We start from the raw sequence: 22,217 nt of genomic DNA, 5'->3' as shown, positions 1-22,217 counted from the left end.
CCTCAGACAACTCCTGCTGCCCGCAGCGCCGCGAGCTGGTCAGGGGTGACCCCGATCTCGGCGAGCACCTCGTCGGTGTTCGCGCCGTGCGGCCGCCCGGCCCACTTGATCTCCCCCGGCGACTCCGACAGCCGGAACAACACGTTCTGCATCTCGACCGGTCCGCCGAGCTCGTCGTCGTCCACGCTGACGATCGTCCCGAGCGCGGCGTACTGCGGATCGCTGACGATCCCGCGGATATCGTGCACCGGCCCGACCGCGGCCTCCGCCTTCTCGAACTCTGCCATCACAAGCTCCAACGGCCGCGCCGCGATCCACGACCCGACCGCCTCGTCCAGCTCGTCGGCGTGCTGGGCCCGCTCCCGGCCGGTCGCGAACCACGGCTGTGCGACCAGGTCCGCGCGCCCGACCAGCGTCACCACCCGCTCGGCGATGCTCTGCGAACTCGTCGACACCGCCACCCACCGGCCGTCGAGAGTCTTGTACACGTTCCGCGGCGCGTTGTTCGACGACCGGTTCCCGAGCCGCGGCTGCACGTACCCGGTCTGCTGGTACGCGGTGATGCCGCCGCCGAGCATCATCAGGATCGGCTCGATGATCGCCATGTCGATCACCTGGCCCGCCCCGGAGCGGTCCCGTTCGCGCAGCGCGACCAGGACGGCGTACGCGGTGGCGAGTGCGGTGATCCCGTCCGCGAGTCCGAACGGCGGCAGCGTCGGCGGACCGTCCGGCTCACCGGTGACGGCGGCGAAACCGCTCATCGCCTCGGCCAGCGAGCCGAACCCGGGACGCCGGGACCACGGCCCGACCTGACCGAACGCCGTCACCCGCGCGATCACCAGCCGCGGGTTCGCCGCGAGCAAGACGTCAGGCCCGAGACCCCAGCGCTCGAGCGTCCCCGGCCGGAAGTTCTCCACCAGTACGTCGTTCTGCGCGACCAAGGAGAGGAACACGTCGCGCCCCCGCGACAGGTCCAGCGTCGCGAGCCGCTTGTTACGGCCGAGGGTTTTGAACCACAGCCCGACCCCGTCCTTCGAGGTACCGTGCGTGCGCGCCGCATCCGGCCGGGACGGGTGCTCGATCTTCGTCACGTCGGCACCGAAGTCACCGAGGAAGGTCGCCGCCAGCGGCCCCGCGAACAGCGTCGCCGCCTCCAGCACCCTCACACCCTCAAGGGCGGCAGGTCTCATCCGGCACACCTGAAGCCGATGTTCGCCGAGCGGTCCAGGCCGCCGCCGGTGAGAACCAGTTTGAAGCTGACGTCCGGCTCCTGCGGCCCCCCGTCGGCGTACCAGTCCGACCCCTCAGCCTTGTAGTGCGAACCGCCCTTGAGGATGCAGAACCGGCTGCGGCCGTCGCGGTACTCGCTCTCGGTCAGGTTCCACACCAACGGCTCACGCCGTACGAACCCCTCGGCCGAGGCCGCGACCTGCCACTCGTCCTCGGTCGGCAGCCGACCCCCACGCCAGGCGGCGTAGGCCCGTGCGTCCGGCAGGTCGACGTACGTCACCGGCTGGTCCTCCGTCCCGGGTGCGGGCGCGCCGTCGACCCAGTGCTCGAGGAACCGGTTCGCCACCAACGGTTGGTACCCAGTCGCCGTCACAAACTCGTAGTACTCCGCGTTGGTGACCTCGGCAACAGCCACGGAGATCCCCGGCAGCGACACCTCACGCGTCACCGTCTGGAGGTCGTGCAGGCGGGGCGGCAGCGGCTTCCACTCCTCGACGTACGGCGCGGTGTCGTACAACCCCGTCTCACGCCGCCGATGCTTCACCGTCAACGTGCGCTCGCCCGCAGGCACCTCAACGACCGGGCCGATCTGTGCGTCGCCCGAGACCGGCGGTACGGCGACCAGCGACGCCGGGAGCATCGGGAACGCCGACTCGGCGACGTGTGCCCGCGGCATCGTTCCGAGCCGCCGGGCCGTAGTCCGGCAGGACCCGCCGGCGGTCGCGCCGACCCGGACGATCCCGGCGACGCCACGACCCGGTACGACCAGATGCACGCCGTCGTCGTCCGCGGTGATCGGGACGCCTGACGTCACGTCGTACCAGTCCCCGACCTGGTCCTCCGAGCGCAGCACGATGCCCTCGAAGTCCTCCTCGTCGCGGTTGATCAACGTCCAGAACGTGATGTCGGCGAGGTCGAAGCGGGACCCGTACACGCCGTGGTCGCGGGCCTTCTCCGGGATCTCCGGCGTCAGCTGGATCCAGTCGCCGTCGATCAGTACCGGCGCGAAAGCACGCTGGGCGGCGACCATCCGGCGCAGCGTCGCGCGGTCGCGGGCGTTCCAGCCGACCCAGGCCGAGAACACCGACTCCCAGACCAGCATGCCGACGCCGTTCACCCAGGCGGACTGCAGCTCGTCGCTGTGGTCGCGGTTCCAGCGGCGGGTGTGGTGCATCATGTGCCGGCGTTCGAACAGGTGCGCCCGCAGTACGCCGGGAGCGTGTGTGTCCGCGAACCACTGCGCCCAGGACAGCGCGTGGTCGCCGATCCTTGCCATCGGCAACCGCGACTCGCCTTCGAGCGCGATCGCCGGATTCGCCTGCCGGATCGCCCGGGTGAAGGCCGGATCGCCTTCCTTCAGGGTGTCCAGGAACACGCCGTCGACCGCGTAGTCGGTGACGAGGGCGGCGAACTCGTCCGCGTCCGAACGCGCCGCCCGGCGGGTGCCGACGTCCCACGGGTTGTAGTCGAAGAACACCTTCAGGCCGAGCCGGTGCAGGTCGTCGATCAACGCACGCAGACCCGGTACGTCGCGGTAGAAGTCGAACTGGTTCCGGTCGTCGATCCCGATCACCGGGTACGCGTGCCAGAGCACGATCGCGTCGTACCCGCCGAACTCCGCGACCCCGTGCTCGACGAACCTCTCCGGCGTGAACCTGCCGGTCTCAACGTTGTAGAGCAGGTCGTCCCAGAGCCAGACGAGCGCCACCGAGTACGCGGTCTGAGTCCACTCACGACCGGGCTCGTCGTAGTGCGAGCCGTCGTACCGGGTCCGTTCGAAGGCGCCGTACCGCCACTCGGCCAGCCGGGCGCGCCAGCGTGGCAGCTCGGCCGGGTCCTCCGGAGCGCCGAGGATCTTGGCGTCGTCCAGGAAGGACAGGTCGGCCCCGAGCCCGAGTTCGACCGTCGCCGGAAGGTCGATGGGCCGCGGTTCGAGCGGATTCACAGGTATACCTCCGCATAACGCGCGTCGATGACATCCCCGTGAGGCACCGAAGGAATCGCCCCCGCCGCCTGAACACTCAATGAAGCAGCAACGTTAGCGCGTCGGACCGCGTTCGTCAGGTCGCTTGCCGTGATCGAGTCGTTAGCTGACGCGGCAACGAGAGTCGCCGCCAGTACTCCACAGAATGTGTCCCCCGCGGCGGTCGTGTCCACCACGTCTACCAGTACGCCGGGAACCTCGATCTCTTCGGCGTCTCGCGTGAGGATCACCGCACCGGCCCCGCCCAGCGTCACCACCGCGGCCGGCACCTTCTTCAGCAGCGCGGACCGGTCCGGCCCGGCGATCGCCTCGGCCTCGGTCTCGTTCACCACCAGCAGGTCGACCTCGGCGAGCAGTTCGTCCGGGAGCTCAGCGGCCGGTGCTGCGTTCAGGATGAAGTACGCCGAGGCTTCCGCCGCGGCTTGCACGGTCGCGAACGGGATCTCCAGTTGGGAAAGTACGACTTTCGCTTGCCCGATGGCGGCCAGGGAGTCCGCGGCCAAGGTCAGCTCGCCGTTGGCGCCGGGCGCGACGACGATCGAGTTCTCGCCGCTCTCCTCCACCGTGATGATCGCCGTACCGGTCGGGGCGTCGCTGGTGGTCGCGAGCGACAGGTCGACGCCGTCGAGCGCCTCGCGCAACAGAGCGCCGCCCTCGTCGTCGCCCAGCGCAACGACCATCGCCGTACGGGCGCCCGCGCGGGCGGAAGCGACCGCCTGGTTCGCGCCCTTGCCGCCCGGGCCGCGAGTCATCGGGCCGGCCAGGACCGTCTCGCCCGGACGCGGGATCCGCTGGACCGGCAGGACCAGGTCCACGTTCGCGCTACCTACTACTACAACCTCAGGCTCCACCCCGGGCCACCTCCACAGTCCGCCGCGCCAGCTCGTCGATCGCGATCTGGTTCATCCCCGGGAGACTCGTGGTCACCCGGTTGTCCAGTGGTGTGGACCACTCTGCCGGAACCCCGCGCGTCGCGCCAAAAACCGCGCCCACGGTGGCACCGGCCGAGTCGGTGTCCCAGCCGCCCATCACGGCCCGGCCGATCGCGGCACCGAAATCCAGAGCCGTCAGCGCATAGGCGGTCAGCGCCGTGTTGTTCACCGCGTGCACCCAGTGCAGATCGCCGTACTCCGCGTGCAAGGCGTCGAGCGCCTCGTCGAGCTTCGCGTCGGCCAACGTCAGCCCGAACCGGACCGCGCGGGCGATCGCGCTCTGCTCGTCGACCACCGCCAGACCGGCGGTCGCGGCCTCGACCGGGTCGTCGAGGACGAGGGCCGCGGCCGACATCGCGGCGACCCAGAGGGCACCGTCGACGCCCGCGCCGGTGTGGCTCAACCGGGCGTCGACCAGCGCGAGGCGAGCGGCCGCCGTACGGTCACCGGGATGCGCCCAGCCGTACGCGTCGGTGCGGATCTGCGCGCCGATCCACTCCCGGAACGGGTTCCCGACCACGGCCGCGCGGGCCGGCTCGACCCCTTCGAGAAGGTTGCGGTAGGCAACACGTTCGGCGGTGAACACGCGACCGGCCGGCAGGTCTGCGAGCCAGCTCTCTGCGACGTCCTCGGTGGTCATCGCGGGACCGAAGCGCTCCATCATCAGCAGCGCGAGGATCGCGAAGTTGATGTCGTCGTCCTCGGGCATCCCGTCGATGACCTCACGCAGGCTGGTCGGCTTGGAGCGCCGGTTCCACGGCCAGCGCTGCTGGACCTCGTCCGGTACGCCGACGGCGGTGATGTACTGCGTCAACGGCCACTGGTCCGAGCTGACCAGAATCTCCCGGATGCCCTCGCGCGGGATCTTCTCGACCGGCTTGCCGAGCAGGTTGCCGGCGCAGCGCCCGAGCCACGCGTTCAACGTACGGGCCTCAAGATCTGCCGGCTCGCCGAGTGACGGGAGCTCAGGGATGGTGGGCGCACGCCAGCCCCCTGCCCTGGCGTCGAGCACCTCCAGCAGCTCCTTGGCGAGCGCCCGCAGCGCGGGTGGCGCCGGCTCGTCGGACGCGCCCGAGACCGGCGCATCCGTCGTACCGCCGGCGGCGATCCAGCGCGCCTGCACGTCGGTGACGTCGATCCCCTCGGACCGCGCCTGCACCAACTGATGCGGCAACAGATCCTCCGGCTGCACCCACGTCAATCTCATCGCGTCAACTTCTCCAGTACTTCGCTCCGTCGGGCCCAGCGTTCGGCGTCTGCAGCATGGATGTCCCGCGCGACCCCCGCCATCACCCGCCCCGGTTGGACGAGATCCGTTCTGCTCGCCTCAGCAATATCTGTTACCCATTCCTCGGGCACGCCACGCAGTCCGTTCAACGCGCCGGCAATCGCGCCGGCCATGGACGCGATCGAGTCCGCGTCCCGCCCGTAGTTCGTCCCGCCCAGGACGGCCCGCCGTACGTCACCCTCGGAGACCAGTACGAACCCGAGCGCGACCGGCAGCTCCTCGATCGCCTTCGTCCGGCTCGGTCGTCGCGCGTCCATCGACAGCTCGCGGTAGTTCGGCCCCACGGTGTCGTACGGCTCGATCGCCTTCCGCAGTACCGGAATCGCCTGCTCCCAGTCAGTGATGCCGCCAGCTGCTTCGGCGACCGCCTCGACGGCCCTCCGAGTGCCGTCCTTGGCCAGCCGCAGCCCCGCCTCGACCGCGGACGCGGGCGTCGCGCCGGGCGCCATCGCGGCGGCGACGGCGGCCGCGAACACGCCGGCCGCCTCCCGCCCGTAGCTCGACTGGTGCGCACCCGCGACGTCGAGCGCCTCGGCGTACGCACCCTCGGGATCGCCCGCGTTGGCGATCCCGACCGGCGCCATGTACATCGCGGCGCCGCAGTTCACGATGTTGCCGACGCCGGCCTCGCGCGGGTCGACGTGCCCGTAGTGCAGGCGGGCGACCAGCCACTTCTCGGCCAGGAACACCCGCTGCAGCAGCAACGCGTCCGCCTCGAGCTCCGGGACCCAGCGGGTCCCGTTCAGCATCTTCGGCACCAGCGACTCGGCCACCGCGTAGGCGTCCAGGTGGGTACGGCGTTCGTCGTACACCTCGACCAGCGCGTGCGTCATCAACGTGTCGTCGGTGATGTGCCCGTCGCCCTTGTGGTACGGCGCGATCGGGCGCGCGGTGCGCCAGTCGTCGTACCACGGGCCGACGATGCCGGTCACCCAGCCGCCGTGCCGCTCCCGGATCGCCTCCGGCGTCCAGCCCTCGACGGCTCCACCGATCGCGTCACCGACCGCAGCGCCGGCGAGGGCCCCCGTTGCCTTTTCCTCCAGCAAGGACATCAGTTGTTGACCTGACCCCATCCGTCGCTCAGTTTCTTGCCCAGCCCCGCGAGGTCGGTCTTGTTCGCCAGGAACTCCTGGAACGCCGGCGTCGCGATCTGGTCCTTCCACTTCGGGTAGTTGTCCACGCCCTGGAACGGCGCCTTGGTGAGTTCGGTGCCGGAAGCAAGCGTCTGCTGCCAGCCGTTCTTCCCGCCGGTGGCCTTCTGGATCGCGTCCCGGGCCGCCTGCGTACTCGGGATCAGCCAGTCACCCTGGCCGACCGCGGCCAGGTTCTCGGCCTTCATGAAGTAGTCGATGAACTTCGCCGACTGCTCGATGTGCTTGCCCTCGGCCGGTACCGACAGGGTCTGCGGGTTCGCGGCCTGCTTGCTGCTGGTGCCCTTCAGCGGCGGCAGCACCTCCCACTGGAAACCCTTCGGCGCCTCGGAGAGGATCTGCTGTCCGACATAGTTGCCGGCGACAATCATTCCGTACTTCCCCGCGTAGAAGCCGGGCAGTACGTCGGTACCGCCCTGGGTCAGCGAGGTCGGGTCGATCGACTTGTCGTCGTAGGCCATCGCGTGGATCCGCTTCGGCACCTCGAGCTCGGCGTCGCCGACGGTCGCCTTCGCGTCCTGGCCGGTCCCGTCGAAGTACTTCGCGTCGAAGTTCAGGCCCAGGTTCAGCATCGTCGCGGTCGGGCTCTTCAGGCCCCAGCCCAGACCGTACTTGCCGCCCGCGGTCAGCTTCTTCGCGTCCGCGGCCAGGTCGTCCCAGCTCAGCGAGTCACCGGTCGCGCTGATCCCGGCGGCCCCGAGCATTGCCGAGTTGCCGAACACGACGTACGACTGCAGCAGCGTCGGCGCGCCGTAGATCTTGCCGTCCTTGGAGGTGGTGTCCCAGACGCCCTGGGAGACGGCGTCCTTGGTCTGCTGGCTCAGGTACGGCGAGAGGTCGGCGAGGTAGCCCTGGTTGATGAACCCGGTGATGTCGGCGGACTCGTCGTGGATGATGTCCGGCGCCGTCCCGCCCTGGAACTGGGTCACCAGCTGGTCGTGGACCGAGTCCCAGCTGCCCTGGACGTACTCGACCTGGATGTTCGGATTGTTGGCATTCCAATCGTCGACAATCTTCTTGGTCGCCGCGACGGTGCTCTTCTGGAAGGCGAGACTCTGGAACTTGAGCGTCACCTTCTCGTTCGACCCGGAACCCGAGCTGTTGCTGTCGTTGCTGTTGCCCCCACACGCCGCGAGCGCCACCAGTGCACCCGCCGCGAACAACGCGGTCATGACCTTCTTCATTACCTCTCCTAACCTTTGACTGCGCCGCTCAGCAGGCCGGCTTACGCCCCTACTTCTTTCATTCTTTTCTTTCTCAACCCTTGACCGCACCGCTCAGCAAACCTGAGGTCAGGCGCCTCTGGAGGAAGGCGAAGAACACGAGACTTGGCACGGTCGCCAGAACCGATGCGGCGGCGAGCGGGCCGAACTGCACCTGGCCCTCGGCCCCGACGAAGCGGGCGAGCACCAGCGGAAGTGTTTTGAGCTGCGGGTCCTGGAGCAGGACCAGGGCGAAGAAGAACTCGTTCCACGCCGAGATGAAGGTGAACATCGCGGTCGCGATCAGCCCCGGCCGGAGCAGCGGCATCACGATCGACACGATCGTGCGCAGTCGCGAAGCGCCGTCTACCGACGCGGCCTCTTCCAGTTCCCGCGGTACTGCGGCGACGTACCCCTGCAGCATCCACAGCGCGAACGGAAGCGACCAGACCATGTACACGATCACCACACCGGGGATCGTGTTCGTCAGGTGCAGCGGCCGGAGGATCATGAACAGCGGGATCACGATCAGGATCACCGGGAAAACCTGGCTGACCAGGATCCAGCCGTTCGTCAGCGGCCGCAGCCGGCTGCGGAAACGGGCTAGCGCATACGACACCGGGAGCGCGACGATCAGTACGAGGATCGTGCTGTAGATAGAGATCTGCAGGCTGTTGCCGAGGCCGCGCACCAGGCCCTGTTCGTTGAGCGCGTCGGTGTAGTTCGACAGGTCGAAGTGCTTCGGCAGGATCGACGGGGTGACGCTGGCGAACTCCCGCGGCGACTTGAGCGAGCTGGAGATCAGCCACAGCAACGGGAAGCTGAGGAAGACCAGATACGCGATGACAGCGACGTACTGCAGGAAGCGGGTGCCTGGGCGCGTTCTCATGCCTCGCTCCTCAGCCGGTTCCGCAGGTAGAAGAAGAGGAACAGGATGATGATGACCACCATCACGTCACCCATCGCGGCGGCCATCCCGAAGTTGCCGTAGCGGAACGCCTCGTTGTACGCGAACAGCATCGGCAGCATGGTCTTGCCGCCGGGGCCGCCCGCGGTCAGTACGTAGACCAGGCCGAACGAGTTGAAGTTCCAGATCATGTCCAGGCTGGTGATCGCGACGATCACGGTCCGGAGCTGCGGCAGCGTGATGTTCCAGAACTGGCTCCACGCGCCGGCACCGTCGACGGCGGCCGCTTCGTACAGCGTGCGGTCGATGCCTTGTAGGCCGGCGAGCAGCGTGACCGTGGTCATCGGCATGCCGACCCAGATCCCGACCACGATCACGGCCGGGAGCGCCGTACTGAAGTCGCCGAGGAAGTTGATCGGGTGGTCGGTCAGGTGCAGCTTCTGCAGGATCTCGTTGACCGGGCCGTTCGTCGGGTGCAGCAGCAGCCGCCACATGATCGCGACGACCACCGGCGGCATCGCCCACGGGATCAGCGCGAGCGTACGGGCGACGCCGCGGAACTTGAGGTCGGTGTTCAGCAGCAGCGCGAGGCCGAGCGCGGCGACGAACTGCAGGATCGTCACCGACAACGTCCAGACCACGCCGATCCGGAACGAGTCCCAGAACAGGTTGTTGTGCAGGAGTTTGGCGAAGTTGTCGACGCCGACGAAGTTCGTCTCGACGTGCAGGCCGGCGCGGGCATTGGTGAAGCCGAGCGCGATGCCGCGGATCAGCGGGTAAACGCTGAGGATCAGCACCGGCAGCAACGCGGGCAGGAACAGCAGAATTGCCTCGCGGTTCTGCTTCGGTCGGCCCGTCTTCTTCTTGACCGGCGCCGGCGCGGTGAGAGTCGCCGTCACGGGGTGGACCTCCGGATACTCAGCGACGGCTGTACGACGATCCGCCGCGGCGCCCGTTCGTTGTCCTCGATCCTTGCCAACAGCAACTCGGCCGCCCGCCGCCCCCGCTCCGCCGACCCCAGGTTCACACTCGTCAACGGCGGAAAACTCTGCTCAGCCAGTTCACTGTCGTCCATCCCCACCACAGCGACATCCCGCGGCACCTCAAGCCCCACTGCCGCCAGCTCATGCATCAACCCCACCGCCAGCAGATCGTTCGCGCAGATCGCGGCGTCGAACGCCACGCTCGCCGAACCCTCTCCATTTGGATGGCTGCCGAACAGTTGTGGCCCTGCGGCGCGTCCTGCGGCGAAGGTGAAGTCGTTCGCCTCGACAACCGCGACGGGCTTGAGGTTGTGGGCTTTCAGGGCTTCGGCGAAGCCCTTCGCGCGGGCGGCGCCGGGGACTGTGTCGGCGGGGCCGTTGAGGAACACGATGTGAGTACGGCCTCGGGCTACCAGGTGGTCGACGGCGAGGAGCATGCCCTTCGGGGAGTTGGCTCGGACCGTGTCGACGCCCGCCTTCGCCGGGACGTTACCGGCGACGACCACCGGCACCTCGCACTCGCGGATCGACTTGATCAGGTCCTCGTCGACGCGGATCGGGCTGATCAGCAACCCGTCGGCGTACCCGCGCGCCATTCCCCGGACCAGCGCGACCTCGTCCACCACGTCCGCACCGGTCGTCGTGACGACGAGCCGGTACCCGGCCGCGGACACGACCTCCTCGACCGCGCGCATCATCGTCACGTACACCGGGTTGCCGACGTCGGCGACCGCCAGCGTCAGCTGGAACGTCCGCCCGACCTTCAACGACCGCGCCCGCGCATCCGGCACGTACCCGAGCTCGGCGACCGCGCGCTGCACCCGCTCGGCCATCTCCTCGGTGGCCGGCAGACCGTTCAGTACGCGCGACACCGACGCCACCGAGACCCCAGCCGCACGGGCCACCCCAGCGATCGTCGGACGACTCACGGTCAGCTCCTGTAATCGTTCTTGTAATCGTTTACAGGCCAGACATTAAGCCGCCGCCCAAACCCCGTCAACCTCACAACCGCAACATCACCCGCGCGAAACCGTACCGTGACCCGCCGCAAGCACGACTTTGAGAACCCACCAACCATTCGCAGGGTGCGAAAACGGTCGGTGGGTTCTCAAAGTCCCTTCAACCGCCGGTGAACGGCCCGAGATACTCGAACGAGGTCGGATGACCACGGGACCCGTCCGGCCAGTCGGCCTGGTGCGAGGACCCGTCGAAGTCCGGATCGCCGTTCTGGAACACGTTCAGCTCGCAACCGGCATCGGCCAGCGTTCGACCACTGCCTTGCCGTTCACCAGGGTGATCCGCGGTCCGGCGATGATGCAGTTCGTATCGGAGAACTCACAGTTCACCCCGGACGCGGAGTCGTTGGTCGGACACGCGACCCCGCCCTCGGTGGTCGCGTTCTGACAGAGACCTGTCGCCGGATCACACGGACCCTCACCGGAACCGTTGCCCTCGGCACCACCGTTGCAGACCTGGTAGACGCTCGGGTCGGAGAAGCTCTGACCGTCCGGGAAGGTGGCGTTGACCGGCAACCGGCTGGAAAAGCTCTTGCAGGCCTCGAAGTGCCCGAGCTCGTCCTGCATCAGCACGCCGCGGGGGCCCGGGGCTGGGCCGGCGACGGCTCAGGGCCCCTAGTGGGTCGCCGTCGGTGCAACAGGCCCAGGCTTGTTCCCGCCGTCACCCACTGTCAATAGATGAACACGCTTCTCAGCGGGGCTCAGTCCTCGTTCTCGTCGGCGCCCGGACGTTCGGCCCACGGGGTTTCCTTGGCGGGACGGACGACGATCAACTTGTCGCCGGCGGCAAGTACCGAGACGTTGGAGTCGTAGTACCGGTGGACCTTGCCGTCGCGGACCACCGAGACGACCCGGTCCGGCAGCGCGGACGGCGGCTTGCCGACCTCGCGGCCGAGGACCGGGCGCTCCGCGACCTCGAGCCCCTCGCCGTACGTCAGCAGGTCCTCCATCACCTCGCCGAGGTTCGGGCTGACCGAGGTCAGGCCGAGCAGCCGGCCGACCGCCTCCGACGACGTGACGACGGCATCCGCACCGCTCTGCCGGAGCAGCGGGACGTTGTCCTCTTCCCGTACCGCGACCACGACGTGCGCGTTCGGGTTCAGTTGCCGGACCGCGAGCGTGACCAGTACGGCCGAGTCGTCCCGGTCGGTCGTCACGATCACCTCGCGCGCGGTCATCACCTCGGCCCGCCGCAGTACGGTCCGGTTGGTCGCGTCGCCGTGGAAGGCGGCCATCTGGTCGTTGCCCGCGTCACCGATCGCCTGCGCCCGCGGGTCGATCACGACGATGTTGTCGCGCTTGACCCCGTTGCTGATCAGCGTCTGTACGGCGGAGCGGCCCTTGGTGCCGTAGCCGACGACGATGGTGTGATCCTTCATCCGTTTCCTCCAGCGCGTGTCGCGCATGACCCGGCGACCCTCGTTGGCCAGCACTTCCAGTGTCGTACCGACCAGAACCACCAGGAACGCGATCCGCAGCGGAGTCACGATGAAGGCGTTCACCAGCCGGGCAGTGGGCGTCACCGGTGTGATGTCGCCGTACCCGGTCGTGGTGAGCGTGACAGTTGCGTAGTAGATGCTGTCGATCAGCCCGACTTTGCCGTCGTAACTGTCCTTGTAGCCGTCACGGTCGACCACCACGATCAGCACCATCACGGTCAGCAGCCCCAGCGCGATCAGAAACCGGCTGAAGAGCTGAAAGAGCGGCGAGCGTGTGCTCGCGGGCAGGTTGACCAGCAGACCGTGAGGGTTCCGACCAGTGGGAGGGGGTGGCACGCGTATGACGATATTGCACCCCGGGCCGATCCACCGCATGCGACAGGCTCAGCTCGGACAGAGCGACACTGACCATCAGGCTGTCGCCGTCCTGCACCACCCGCGATCGCATCCGCAACCGCTCCAGCGTGCGGAGCATCGCCGCGTTCTCCGGCTGCACCATGCACACCACCCGGTCGGCGCCGAGCGCACGGGCCGCGTTGACCACCTCACGCAGCAGCCGGAGCCCGAGCCCCTGTCCCTGCCAGCCGTCCTCGACGAGTACGGCGACCTCCATCGTCGTACTGCCCAGCTCCTCCCACGGCGCGGCCGTCGCCATCCCGATCACCGCGTCGCCGACACACGCCACGATCGACACGCCACCGGCCGGCGCGGACAGGTGCCGCGCGGTCCGGGCGGTGAGCCTCGGCATCGGTACGTGGTACCGGCGGGTGCGGCTCTCGTACGAGCACCGGTCGTGCATCGCCACGACAGCGTCGGCGTCGTCGACGGTCGCCGTACGCAGCATGGGCACGCCGCTACCGGGCCGCGGGCCGACGGGCGTCTCGCGGCGCTCGGCCAGCCGGCCGGCGATCTCCACGAGTACGTCGGCGCGCGCCCACTCCGCGGGCGTGTACTCGTCGAACCCCTGCAGGTTCCCTAGCTCGTCGTCGACGGACACCGGGTCGTCGATCAGCCGCAGTACGGCGCGCAGGTACCGGGTCGGGGCGTCATGGAGTACGTCGGCCTGGCACGGGCGGACCGTCGTAGCGACGCACCCCGCCTCCGCGACCAGCGCGGCCAGGTCGTCGGCGGTCCAGCCGACGCCGGTGGAGACCACCAGCTCGTCGATCGCGCCGTTCTCGGAGGTGAAGACCTCCAGGTGAAGGATGTTGATGTCGTCCGCACCACACCGTGCAGCGAGTTCGGCCAGCGCGCCGGGCCGGTCGGCGAGTTCGGTCCTGATCTTCCAGAGCATGCGGACGCCCTCCCTCGTGGAAACGTGCTTCCCACTGTGCGTCGCACCTGTTGCCCGGCCGGGTCCGGAATGTTACACGCGCGTCAACGTTTCCTGCGGATCCTGGGCAGGTGCGGGCGGCGCGGAGGGAGGATCACCGGGGTCTCGCGCTTGTCGAGGTCCGCGTGCCGGAGCAGCTCGGGGTAGGTGGCCTGCGGTACTGCGGGGTACGTCGTGACGATCGCGTCGCCGGAGAACACGAAGAAGATCGCCTGACCGTCCTTGATCACCTTGAGCAGCGTCCCGTCGCGCACCGTCGTCGCGTGCTCGAACGCCTTGCGGCGCGCGGTCCGTCTCGCCCACGCGGCCTGGACCGCGTGCTGCGCGGGTTCGCGCCCGTGCCGCACCGCCTCGACGACGATCGGTCCGTACCGCACGCCGTACTTCACCAGGTTCTTCGCCAGCTTCCCCTGCCCCGCGCCACCAGCCATAGCCCGAGCGTACCGACTGGACCCAGGCTGTCCGCGTCTGACAAATGTCACGACGGATCGATGAAGTACGTCGCTACTCAGAGCGACCGGGGATCGCTCAGGATCGTGATCATGACGAACCAGAACAGCCTGACCATGACCGACCCCGACGTCCGCCTCAAGCTGCGCTTCGCCCGGACACTGCTCGGTGGCTACGCGGTGGTGAGCGTGCTCACTCTGCTGGCGATCGTGGTCTTCAGTGGAAACCCCCACCTCGTGACCAGTGCGGTCTGGATCCGTGGTTCCATCCTTGCCGTCGCCTCATTGATCACCTTCGCGCTCGGCCTTTCGATGGCGAACGGCTCGCGGAGCAGCTACCGCAGGGTGCAGATCATTTCGCTGGCCCAAGTGGTGGCTGTTGTCGTGGTCATTGCCATCCCTGGCAGCTTCCCGGTGTGGTTCAAGGCGGAGAACTGGATCTGCGGCACCATGCTGCTCATCGTCTTCCTGGTGATCCTCACCCGACCCGTCCGCGCAGCCTTCGGCACCCGTTGAGCCTGGTACCGGTACGGTGAGCGACGTGGACCGACGGCTGGACTCCGCAGAACCGCGTGGTTCGGACGAGCGGCGCAGGCTGCTGCTCTCGCTGGGCATGCTCTGCTACCCGTTCCTGGCAGCCGCCGGTGTCGCTCAGTACACGCAAGGCGCCGGCCTCGTCGCCGGCTACGTACTGCTCGCCGGAATCTCCGTCGGCTACCTGGCCGTCGTGATGGCGTCGATGCGATCGGCCTGGCGGGTCTACTGGTCGCTACTGGCGTTGATGACGGTGTTGGCCGTCCTGGTCGCCCCGCTGGCCCACGAGTCCGCCATGATCCTCACCGCGGTGATCGTGCCTGCGGCCGCGGCGCGCGTCGGCGATCGACTGGCCGCCGCCCTCGTGTGCCTCGGTGCGGCGGCGTGCATCGTGATACCGATGGTCGTGCCCGGTTGGAGCACCGGCCAAGGTTGGTACTACGCCGTCGCTGTCGTCTTCACCGCTCTGCTGGTGCATGCCTTCAGCCGTACTGCCACGGCGAACCAGCAGCTGCGCGAAGCCAGGGCGGAGGTTGCCAGACTCGCCTCCGAGACCGAACGCAATCGGATCGCGCGAGACCTGCACGACCTGCTCGGCCATTCGCTCACCGCGATCACCGTCAAGAGTGGGCTGGCCCGGCGGCTGTCCGCAGGCGGCCCGCCTGCCGCGCTGGCCGAGATCGAATCGGTCGAGCAACTGGCTCGCCAGACGCTGGCCGACGTACGGGCCGCGGTATCCGGTGAACAGGACGTCACGCTCGCCGGCGAACTCGCCCGAGGCCGGGAGTTGCTGCGGGCAGCCGGAGTCGCCGCCGATCTGCCCACCGCCTGCGAGGTGGTACCGCCGGAACGCCAGGAGCTGTTCGGCTGGGTCGTTCGGGAAGGGCTCACGAACGTGGTACGACATGCGCGCGCCGGCCGCTGCACGGTGGCGCTCACCGCGTCCTCTGTGGAGGTGCGCGACGACGGCGTCGGCGGCCCGCGCGGCGCCGGTTCCGGGCTCGACGGCCTCCGGGCCAGGGTGGCCGCGGCAGGTGGCGAGCTGACCGCCGGCCCGATCGACCCCCACGGCTGGTCCGTGCGAGTGGAGGCGCCGGTATGACGATCCGGCTGCTGCTCGCCGACGACCAGGAACTGATCCGGCAGGCGTTGAGCACACTGCTGAACCTCGAACCGGACTTCGAGGTGGTGGCCTCCGTCGGCCGCGGTGACGAGGTCGCGGCCTCGGCGCTGGAGCACACCCCGGACGTCGCGTTGCTGGATATCGACATGCCGGGGCTGGACGGGCTCGCAGCGGCCTCAGTGCTCGCCGCGCAGGTGCCCGACTGCCGTGTGGTCATCCTGACCACCTTCGGCCGTACCGGCTACCTGCGCCGCGCGATGGAGGCGGGCGCTGTCGGCTTTGTCGTCAAGGACGCTCCGGCCGAGACGCTCGTCGACGCCATCCGGAGGGTCGCGGCCGGCGAGCGGGTAGTGGACCCCGCCCTGGCCGCCGCCACCCTGGCGGCAGGCGAGTCGCCGCTCACCGCCCGCGAACGAGACGTACTGATCGCGGCCCGCACCGACGCCAGCGTCGCCCAGATCGCGGCACGCCTCTACCTCGCCGAGGGCACCGTACGGAACTACCTCTCCGGCGCCACCTCGAAAACCGGCACCCGCAACCGGATCGAAGCACTCCGGGTCGCCGAGGAACGCGGCTGGCTGTAACCCTGCTAGGTGCCGAGGCTGATCAGGGTTTCCAGATGTACGGGACGGTCACCGAGACCGGGCGTAGACCGAGGCGGGCGAGGATGCCGCGGCTGTCCGGCGAGGCGTCGACCTGCAGGTACCGGTAGCCGCGCTCGGCCGCCAGGTTCCGGCGGTACGCGACGTGCGCGCGGTAGATACCCTTGCCGCGCCACTCGGCCAGCGTCGAGCCACCCCACAGCGACGCGAAGTCGGTGCCGGTGTGGAACCGGATCCAGGACCCGCAGACCACCTTCGGGTCGTCCTCGTCGGTCTCGGCCACGATCACGGTGGCCGGCTCCTCGGCGTCGGCGAGGTCCCGGCTCAACGCGTCCGGCAACCAGTCGTGTGAGTAGCCCCACACCTCTTCTTCCATCGCCTGCATCCGCTCCAGGTCGGCGCGCTCGGTGATCTCGCGGATCCGGATCCCGTCCGGAAGCACGACCTCGGTGGGCAGTTCGGCGACGTCGCCGATGAGCAGGCATTCCTCCTCGTCCGGTACGAAGCCGGCCGCGGTCAGCCGCTGCGGCAGGTCCGCCGGCAGGTCGTGGCTGTAGTACTTCCACTCGAACTTGGCGCCGAGTTTCGCGAAGTACGCGACCTGGTCGGCGATCAGCTGGTCCAGCTCGGCCCCGTCGACGCCGCCGAGGTACTGGACGAAGCCGTCGCCCTCGAAGCCGACCTTGCGGATCAGCGCGTCGAACCGGTCGACGGTACCGCCGTTCGCACTGCCCGGACGGGTGCGGATCTGCTGGTCGTACGCGGTCCGGAGCGCAACCGCCTGCGGAGAGTCGTCGAGAGGAATCACGGGATCAGTAGACCAGGCCCGAAGTCCGGCACCGCAACCGGATTTCGCGCGTCGGCATGCGGCTGTCGGTGGGGTCAGGCACCATGGAGGCCGTGAGTACCCCCAATCCGCGTCGGCCGATCCTGCCCGGCAACAAGCTGTTCGAGTCGCTGCCCGGTGCCGCCGACCCGGCCACCGTGACCGAGGCCGCGCACCGGACCGCCGAACTGCTGGTCCGCGGGGTGCGCAAGTCCGAGGACGCCGAGGTGCACGCGCGGGTCGTCAAACTCGCCGACGAGTACGGCCTCGACGAGCTCGCCGAACTGTGGTCCGACTCCCCCGCCGACTCGCTACCCGGCGCACTCTGGCGGCTGTACGTACTGCGCTCCTGGGTGCACGCCAACGCCGAAGAGGTCTCCCGCGAGTTCACGACCGGCCGCGAGTACGCCGAAGTCCACGCCGTCGTCGCCGGCGTCGCCGAACCCCCCGGCCCCGCCGAGGTCCGCGACATGGTCGACGCCGTACTGCGCGGCGTCGCAACCGGCGACTTCGCCACCACGCTGGACCGCGCCGCCGCCTTCGCCCGCATCATCGCCACCGGCCGCGCCCACCTCGCCGACGACGGCCACGACCGCGTCCTGTCCGCCGCCAAACTGGTCGAGACCGCAGACCAACTCCAGACCGCCGCCCGCTCGGAACGCGCCGGACAACTCTGGTAGTTGCACGCAGGTCCAGCGGATGTTATAGCGTCCCGGACCCCGCAATCCCAACAGGACAAGGCGTTTGAGCACCCGCTACACTGTTCGAGGTGTCGGGCCGGTGCAAGCCCCGGGTCCCAAATTAAGCCGCTACGAGCGGCCACGCGCCGTGAGGCGCTTCCCGGCCCGACACCCCTACTCTTTCCCCGTCGCCTCGCTGCCTGCGCGCGAGCGCCCGCCTGCAACTCGGCATGCCCGCAGCCAGTCAGGGTCGGATCGGGGTCGAACAAGGGCAAAAGTCCCTGTCGATCCGGGCCGAACGCGGGCAGACTCGTCGGGAGATGACCGCCGGTTGACTGGGGCGACCGCTGATCAGCCGGGGAGGGCGATCGGCAATGGAGGGGAATACCGCAGTTGTGCACGCGGAAGCAGTGGTCCGCGTGTACGGCGAAGGCGACACCGCAGTGCGCGCATTGCACGGTGTGGACGTGGAGATCGAGTCCGGGCAGCTGACCGCGGTGATGGGGCCGTCCGGCTCCGGCAAGTCGACGCTGATGCACATCCTGGCCGGGCTGGACCGGCCGACGTCAGGCTCGGTGCGAATCGACGGCACGGAGATCACCACACTCGGTGACGACGCGCTGACCAAGCTGCGCCGGCAGCACATCGGCTTCATCTTCCAGTTCTTCAACCTGCTGCCGATGCTGAGTGCGCGTGACAACATCCTGCTGCCGCTGACGATCGCCGGTACGAAGCCGGATACGCAGTTCTTCGACGGCCTGGTCGAGCGGGTCGGTCTCGCCGATCGTCTCGCGCACCGCCCGGCCGAGTTGTCCGGCGGTCAGCAGCAGCGGGTGGCGATCGCACGTGCGCTGGTGTCCCGGCCGACTGTGGTGTTCGCCGACGAGCCGACCGGCAACCTCGACTCCCGGACCAGCGGCGAGATCCTCACGCTGATGCGATCGTCGGTCGACGAGTACGGCCAGACCACGGTGATGGTGACGCACGACGCCAAGGCGGCCGCGATGGCCGATCGGGTCCTCTACCTGGCAGACGGCGAGATCGTGAAGGAGACCGGCCGGTCCAGCCAGCACGAGATCCTGCAGATCATCGACACGCTGGACCTACAGTGATCAGGTTCGCGCTCCAGGGCCTGCTGGCCCGCAAGTTGCGGACGGCGCTGACCGCGATCGGCGTCGTACTGGGTGTGGCGCTGATCTCCGGGACGTATGTGCTGACTGACTCGATCACGTCCGCGTTCGACTCGATCTTCGCCCAGAACTACAAGAACACCGATGCCGCGATCACCGGGAAGACTCCCTTCGACGCGTCCCAGGGCGGCACGGTGACGGCGCCGGCGTTTCCCCAGAGCCTGCTGCAGCAGGTCCGCGACCTGCCCGAGGTCGGCGCCGCCGGCGGTGCGGTCGCCGGCGAGGCGCAGCTGATCGGCAAGGACGGCAAGGCGATCGTCTTCGGCGGCGCCCCGAACCTCGGCTTCAGCGTCGACCCCGCGCTGCCGCAGTTCAACTCGCTCAAGCTGGTCGCGGGGTCCTGGCCGGCGCCGGAGGAGGTCGTGATCGACACGAAAACCGCCAAGGCGAAGGGGTTCGTGGCCGGTGACACGATCGGCGTCCAAGCACGTGGTGCGGTCGAGCGGATGCGGATCTCCGGACTGGTCGAGTTCGGCGCGGTGTCGTCGATCGGCGGCGCGACGCTGGCCGGGTTCGAGCTGCCCACGGCGCAACGGCTCTTCGACAAGCCCGGCGAGCTCGACCAGATCCTGATCGCCGCCAAGTCCGGCACCAACCCGCAACAGCTCGTCGACGCGGTCCGGCGAATCCTGCCCCCGGCGACCCAGGTCCGTACCGCCGACGACCAGGCCGCCGAGGACGCCGCCGGTACGACGGCGTTCCTGAGCTTCCTGCAGACGTTCCTGCTCGTGTTCGGCGCGATCGCGTTGTTCGTGGGCTCGTTCGTGATCGCGAACTCGCTCTCGATCACGATCGCCCAGCGCACCCGCGAGTTCGCCACGCTGCGGACACTCGGCGCCTCCCGACGGCAGATCCTCGGCACGGTGGTCCTCGAGGCACTGGTCACCGGCGCGATCTCGGCGGTCGCCGGCCTGTTCCTCGGGCTCGGCATCGCGACCGGTCTGTTCAAGCTCTTCGACACGATCGGGCTCACGCTGCCGAACAACGGCCTGGTCTTCCGGACCCGGACCATTGTCGTCGCACTGCTGGTCGGCGTACTCGTCACCGTGCTGGCGAGCTTGCGGCCGGCCTGGCGGGCGACCCGGGTGCCACCGATCGCGGCGGTCCGGGAAGGTGCGACGCTCGCACCGGGGCGGTTCCACCGCTACCGTCCCCTGGGTGCCGCGCTGCTCGCCGCCGGTGGCGTCGCGCTGGTGGTGATCGGGCTGTTCGCCAGTGGTTTGCGGACCAGGACGTTGCTGTCGCTCCTCGGCGCCGGGGTACTGCTGCTGTTCATCGGGATCGCCCTGTTCTCCGCGCGACTCGTGCGACCGCTGGCGGCCGTGTCGGATCCCGTCGCGCGATGGGCGGTCGTCGTACTGACCGCCCTGATCTGGCCGTTCGTGCTGGTTCCGTTCTGGGCGGTACGGCGGCTCTTCGGTCGGCACCCGGAGTTCCCGCACGTGCTGCCGGACCGGCCCGCGGTGGCGATCGGTGGTCAGAACAGCCGGCGTGACCCGCACCGTACGGCGTCGACCGCGGCCGCTCTGATGATCGGGCTGGCACTCGTCACGCTGGTCGCCGCCCTCGGCGCCGGGATCATCAAGCCCTTCGAGGACGCAGTCGACCGGATCTCGAGCTCGGACTATGCGATCACGGCGCAGAACAACTTCAGCCCGCTGCCGCCTGCGGTGGCGGCCACGGTGGCGCGGGTACCTTCGGTAGCGGAGGTCACCAGTGTCCGCGGCGGACAGGCCAGGGCCTTCGGCAAGACCATCACGATCACCGCCATCGACCGGATCGCGCCGCGGCTGCTCAGGTTCGACTGGCGAGCCGGCTCCCAGGCGTCCCTGTCGCAGCTCGAACCGAACGGCGCGATCGTCGACGCGAACTATGCCGACGAGCACTCGCTCACCCTCGGCTCGAAGGTCACGCTGCAGATGGTGACCGGCAAGATGCTGCAGTTCCAGGTCCGCGGGATCTTCAAGCCGCCGGCGGGCGGATCGCCGTTCGGGAACGTGACGATCGCGACGACGACGTTCGACTCCGGGACTCCGCAACCGCAGAACATCTACACCTTCCTGACCGTTCACGGCGGCGTCACCCCCGCCAACACCGACGCCCTGAAGACCTCCCTGAGCTCGTTCCCGAACGCGAAGGCGCAGACCATCGAGGAGTTCAAGAAGGCCCAGGCGCAAGGCATCAAGAGCTTGCTGAACGTGCTCTACGTGCTGCTCGCACTGTCGGTGCTGGTCAGCCTGTTCGGCATCGTGAACACCTTGGTGCTGACCGTCTTCGAGCGCACCCGCGAGCTCGGCATGCTGCGCGCGATCGGTCTCACCCGGGGCCAGGTGAAACGGATGATCCGGCAGGAGAGCGTGATCACCGCGCTGATCGGCGCGGTCATCGGGATCGTCCTGGGTCTCGTGCTCGCCGCGCTGTTGGCCGCCCGCCTGGACGAGATCTCGTTCGTCGTGCCGGTCGGGCAACTCGCGATCTTCGCGGGCGTCTCGGTGGTCGTCGGCATCTTCGCCGCGATCTGGCCCGCCCGCCGCGCCGCCAAACTCAACCCCCTGGAGGCGCTGCAGTACGAGTAGTTGTACTCAGGACCCCTAACCCCCTGCGCTGTTAGCTTCGCTGACTGTGAAGAGGATTGGTGTGGTGGCGATGGTGCTGGTCGTCGCGGGGTGTTCCACGGTTCAGTCGAAAGATGTTCGGACCGGTGGGATCAGCGCGACGTACGTGGTCACGTTGCCCGACTCGGCGGACGTTGCGAACGTGAGTGCGTCGTACCGGGTCGGCACGCTGACGTTCATCGAGCTCGGCGACGGGGAATCGGTGACCGCGTCGGGCGGCGGGAAGGACGTGAAGCTCCAGCACCACAAGTCCGCCGGCGTCACCGACTACGACGGTCAGCTCGACGGTGTGGTCCAAGCCGGTACCGAGATCACGTTCGACCTCACCCGCAACAGCAACGACGACTCCGCGCCCAAGTCCACGGTGAAGCTCCCCGAACGCGTCAAGCTGACGGCACCCCAGACCGGTACGACGTACTCCCGCCGTGCCGCGATCCCCGTCCGTTTCGACAGCGGCCCGTCCGACCTGTCGTCGCTGGTCACCTGGGCCGGCGACTGCATCCAGCCGGGCAGCCTGCAGCTGGAGCCCGGCCGTACCGAGGCCAGCATCCCGCCCGGGTCGCTCCGCCCCGTGACCGGAACGCCAACCCCGGGCCGTAAACCGGCCACGACCTGTCAGGTCACCCTGATGCTGACCCGCCGTACCGAAGGCACCCTCGACAAGGCCTTCAAGGACGGCTCGATCACGGCCCAGACCGAGTCGACCCGGCAGATCAACTCGGCACCCTGAACG

General features: G+C 68.7%; 21 protein-coding genes. 7 read left to right on the top strand and 14 right to left on the bottom strand.

Annotated features, from left to right (window positions below; all coding sequences use genetic code 11):
• Nucleotides 1–2: 2 nt before the first annotated feature.
• The 13 genes from ACZ5BU_RS21335 to ACZ5BU_RS21275 all read right to left on the bottom strand — a co-directional run bounded on the left by ACZ5BU_RS21335 (nucleotide 3) and on the right by ACZ5BU_RS21275 (nucleotide 13,896).
• The gene (locus ACZ5BU_RS21335; protein ID WP_465701318.1) at nucleotides 3–1,190 is read right to left on the bottom strand and encodes a CaiB/BaiF CoA transferase family protein; all 1,188 of its coding nucleotides are present in this window, start codon (nucleotides 1,188–1,190) and stop codon (nucleotides 3–5) included.
• Nucleotides 1,187–3,175, bottom strand: coding sequence for an SUMF1/EgtB/PvdO family nonheme iron enzyme (locus ACZ5BU_RS21330; RefSeq protein ID WP_465701316.1), 1,989 nt, complete (start codon nucleotides 3,173–3,175; stop codon nucleotides 1,187–1,189). Before ACZ5BU_RS21330 ends, ACZ5BU_RS21335 begins: the two co-directional genes overlap by 4 nt.
• Entirely contained in the window at nucleotides 3,172–4,065 is an 894-nt protein-coding gene (locus ACZ5BU_RS21325) for a ribokinase (protein WP_465701314.1), read from the bottom strand. The genes ACZ5BU_RS21330 and ACZ5BU_RS21325 overlap by 4 nt, the downstream gene beginning before the upstream one ends.
• Nucleotides 4,055–5,353, bottom strand: coding sequence for an ADP-ribosylglycohydrolase family protein (locus ACZ5BU_RS21320; RefSeq protein ID WP_465701312.1), 1,299 nt, complete (start codon nucleotides 5,351–5,353; stop codon nucleotides 4,055–4,057). Before ACZ5BU_RS21320 ends, ACZ5BU_RS21325 begins: the two co-directional genes overlap by 11 nt.
• On the bottom strand, nucleotides 5,350–6,486 hold the full coding sequence (locus ACZ5BU_RS21315; protein ID WP_465701310.1) for an ADP-ribosylglycohydrolase family protein: 1,137 nt from the start codon (nucleotides 6,484–6,486) through the stop codon (nucleotides 5,350–5,352). The genes ACZ5BU_RS21320 and ACZ5BU_RS21315 overlap by 4 nt, the downstream gene beginning before the upstream one ends.
• Nucleotides 6,486–7,769, bottom strand: a complete 1,284-nt coding sequence (locus tag ACZ5BU_RS21310) for an ABC transporter substrate-binding protein (RefSeq protein ID WP_465701308.1) — start codon at nucleotides 7,767–7,769, stop codon at nucleotides 6,486–6,488. The genes ACZ5BU_RS21315 and ACZ5BU_RS21310 overlap by 1 nt, the downstream gene beginning before the upstream one ends.
• Before the next feature lie 73 nt (nucleotides 7,770–7,842).
• Entirely contained in the window at nucleotides 7,843–8,676 is an 834-nt protein-coding gene (locus ACZ5BU_RS21305; RefSeq protein ID WP_465701306.1) for a carbohydrate ABC transporter permease, read from the bottom strand.
• The gene (locus ACZ5BU_RS21300; RefSeq protein ID WP_465701304.1) at nucleotides 8,673–9,593 is read right to left on the bottom strand and encodes a carbohydrate ABC transporter permease; all 921 of its coding nucleotides are present in this window, start codon (nucleotides 9,591–9,593) and stop codon (nucleotides 8,673–8,675) included. Before ACZ5BU_RS21300 ends, ACZ5BU_RS21305 begins: the two co-directional genes overlap by 4 nt.
• The gene (locus tag ACZ5BU_RS21295) at nucleotides 9,590–10,606 is read right to left on the bottom strand and encodes a LacI family DNA-binding transcriptional regulator (RefSeq protein ID WP_465701302.1); all 1,017 of its coding nucleotides are present in this window, start codon (nucleotides 10,604–10,606) and stop codon (nucleotides 9,590–9,592) included. Before ACZ5BU_RS21295 ends, ACZ5BU_RS21300 begins: the two co-directional genes overlap by 4 nt.
• Nucleotides 10,607–10,915: 309 nt before the next feature.
• On the bottom strand, nucleotides 10,916–11,260 hold the full coding sequence (locus ACZ5BU_RS21290) for a hypothetical protein (RefSeq protein ID WP_465701301.1): 345 nt from the start codon (nucleotides 11,258–11,260) through the stop codon (nucleotides 10,916–10,918).
• 134 nt (nucleotides 11,261–11,394) lie between these two features.
• On the bottom strand, nucleotides 11,395–12,345 hold the full coding sequence (locus ACZ5BU_RS21285) for a potassium channel family protein (RefSeq protein WP_465701299.1): 951 nt from the start codon (nucleotides 12,343–12,345) through the stop codon (nucleotides 11,395–11,397).
• Nucleotides 12,317–13,426 (bottom strand): GNAT family N-acetyltransferase, encoded by a 1,110-nt coding sequence (locus tag ACZ5BU_RS21280; protein ID WP_465701297.1) that lies wholly within the window; start codon nucleotides 13,424–13,426, stop codon nucleotides 12,317–12,319. The genes ACZ5BU_RS21285 and ACZ5BU_RS21280 overlap by 29 nt, the downstream gene beginning before the upstream one ends.
• Nucleotides 13,427–13,509: 83 nt before the next feature.
• The gene (locus tag ACZ5BU_RS21275; RefSeq protein WP_465701295.1) at nucleotides 13,510–13,896 is read right to left on the bottom strand and encodes a hypothetical protein; all 387 of its coding nucleotides are present in this window, start codon (nucleotides 13,894–13,896) and stop codon (nucleotides 13,510–13,512) included.
• 111 nt (nucleotides 13,897–14,007) lie between these two features.
• Between ACZ5BU_RS21275 and ACZ5BU_RS21270 the strand changes: the two genes are divergently transcribed.
• Genes ACZ5BU_RS21270 through ACZ5BU_RS21260 form a run of 3 tightly spaced genes read left to right on the top strand, consistent with a single transcriptional unit; the run spans nucleotide 14,008 to nucleotide 16,155 of the window.
• Complete coding sequence (locus ACZ5BU_RS21270) at nucleotides 14,008–14,430, top strand: hypothetical protein (RefSeq protein WP_465701293.1); 423 nt, start codon at nucleotides 14,008–14,010, stop codon at nucleotides 14,428–14,430.
• A 25-nt stretch (nucleotides 14,431–14,455) separates the two neighbouring features.
• Nucleotides 14,456–15,550, top strand: a complete 1,095-nt coding sequence (locus tag ACZ5BU_RS21265; RefSeq protein ID WP_465701291.1) for a sensor histidine kinase — start codon at nucleotides 14,456–14,458, stop codon at nucleotides 15,548–15,550.
• Nucleotides 15,547–16,155 (top strand): response regulator, encoded by a 609-nt coding sequence (locus ACZ5BU_RS21260; RefSeq protein WP_465701289.1) that lies wholly within the window; start codon nucleotides 15,547–15,549, stop codon nucleotides 16,153–16,155. Before ACZ5BU_RS21265 ends, ACZ5BU_RS21260 begins: the two co-directional genes overlap by 4 nt.
• A 22-nt stretch (nucleotides 16,156–16,177) precedes the next feature.
• On the opposite strand, the gene ACZ5BU_RS21255 is transcribed toward ACZ5BU_RS21260, so the two are convergent.
• Nucleotides 16,178–16,981 carry a GNAT family N-acetyltransferase gene (locus tag ACZ5BU_RS21255; protein WP_465701287.1) on the bottom strand — a complete coding sequence of 268 codons (804 nt, stop codon included), beginning with the start codon at nucleotides 16,979–16,981 and terminating at the stop codon, nucleotides 16,178–16,180.
• A 92-nt stretch (nucleotides 16,982–17,073) separates the two neighbouring features.
• On the opposite strand from ACZ5BU_RS21255, the gene ACZ5BU_RS21250 reads away from it, so the two are divergent.
• From ACZ5BU_RS21250 to ACZ5BU_RS21235, 4 genes are all read left to right on the top strand, one after another.
• Nucleotides 17,074–17,679, top strand: a complete 606-nt coding sequence (locus tag ACZ5BU_RS21250) for a hypothetical protein (RefSeq protein WP_465701285.1) — start codon at nucleotides 17,074–17,076, stop codon at nucleotides 17,677–17,679.
• A gap of 374 nt (nucleotides 17,680–18,053) precedes the next feature.
• Nucleotides 18,054–18,791, top strand: a complete 738-nt coding sequence (locus ACZ5BU_RS21245) for an ABC transporter ATP-binding protein (protein WP_465701283.1) — start codon at nucleotides 18,054–18,056, stop codon at nucleotides 18,789–18,791.
• A complete protein-coding gene (locus ACZ5BU_RS21240) occupies nucleotides 18,788–21,445 on the top strand; it encodes an ABC transporter permease (RefSeq protein WP_465701281.1) in 2,658 nt (885 codons plus the stop codon). Before ACZ5BU_RS21245 ends, ACZ5BU_RS21240 begins: the two co-directional genes overlap by 4 nt.
• 46 nt (nucleotides 21,446–21,491) lie before the next feature.
• A complete protein-coding gene (locus tag ACZ5BU_RS21235; protein ID WP_465701279.1) occupies nucleotides 21,492–22,214 on the top strand; it encodes a hypothetical protein in 723 nt (240 codons plus the stop codon).
• Nucleotides 22,215–22,217 lie beyond the last annotated feature (3 nt).

This window comes from Kribbella sp. NPDC031520, assembly GCF_055580825.1.
This window is presented reverse-complemented; position numbering and strand designations above follow the sequence as displayed.

Coding starts and splice junctions, on each gene's coding strand:
- ACZ5BU_RS21335 (WP_465701318.1), bottom strand. CDS start 1,190: ATGAGACCTGCCGCCCTTGAGGGTGTGAGGGTGCTGGAGGCGGCGACG.
- ACZ5BU_RS21320 (WP_465701312.1), bottom strand. CDS start 5,353: ATGAGATTGACGTGGGTGCAGCCGGAGGATCTGTTGCCGCATCAGTTG.
- ACZ5BU_RS21315 (WP_465701310.1), bottom strand. CDS start 6,486: ATGTCCTTGCTGGAGGAAAAGGCAACGGGGGCCCTCGCCGGCGCTGCG.
- ACZ5BU_RS21310 (WP_465701308.1), bottom strand. CDS start 7,769: ATGAAGAAGGTCATGACCGCGTTGTTCGCGGCGGGTGCACTGGTGGCG.
- ACZ5BU_RS21305 (WP_465701306.1), bottom strand. CDS start 8,676: ATGAGAACGCGCCCAGGCACCCGCTTCCTGCAGTACGTCGCTGTCATC.
- ACZ5BU_RS21290 (WP_465701301.1), bottom strand. CDS start 11,260: ATGCAGGACGAGCTCGGGCACTTCGAGGCCTGCAAGAGCTTTTCCAGC.
- ACZ5BU_RS21285 (WP_465701299.1), bottom strand. CDS start 12,345: ATGGTGCTGATCGTGGTGGTCGACCGTGACGGCTACAAGGACAGTTAC.
- ACZ5BU_RS21280 (WP_465701297.1), bottom strand. CDS start 13,426: ATGCTCTGGAAGATCAGGACCGAACTCGCCGACCGGCCCGGCGCGCTG.
- ACZ5BU_RS21275 (WP_465701295.1), bottom strand. CDS start 13,896: ATGGCTGGTGGCGCGGGGCAGGGGAAGCTGGCGAAGAACCTGGTGAAG.
- ACZ5BU_RS21270 (WP_465701293.1), top strand. CDS start 14,008: ATGACGAACCAGAACAGCCTGACCATGACCGACCCCGACGTCCGCCTC.
- ACZ5BU_RS21260 (WP_465701289.1), top strand. CDS start 15,547: ATGACGATCCGGCTGCTGCTCGCCGACGACCAGGAACTGATCCGGCAG.
- ACZ5BU_RS21245 (WP_465701283.1), top strand. CDS start 18,054: ATGGAGGGGAATACCGCAGTTGTGCACGCGGAAGCAGTGGTCCGCGTG.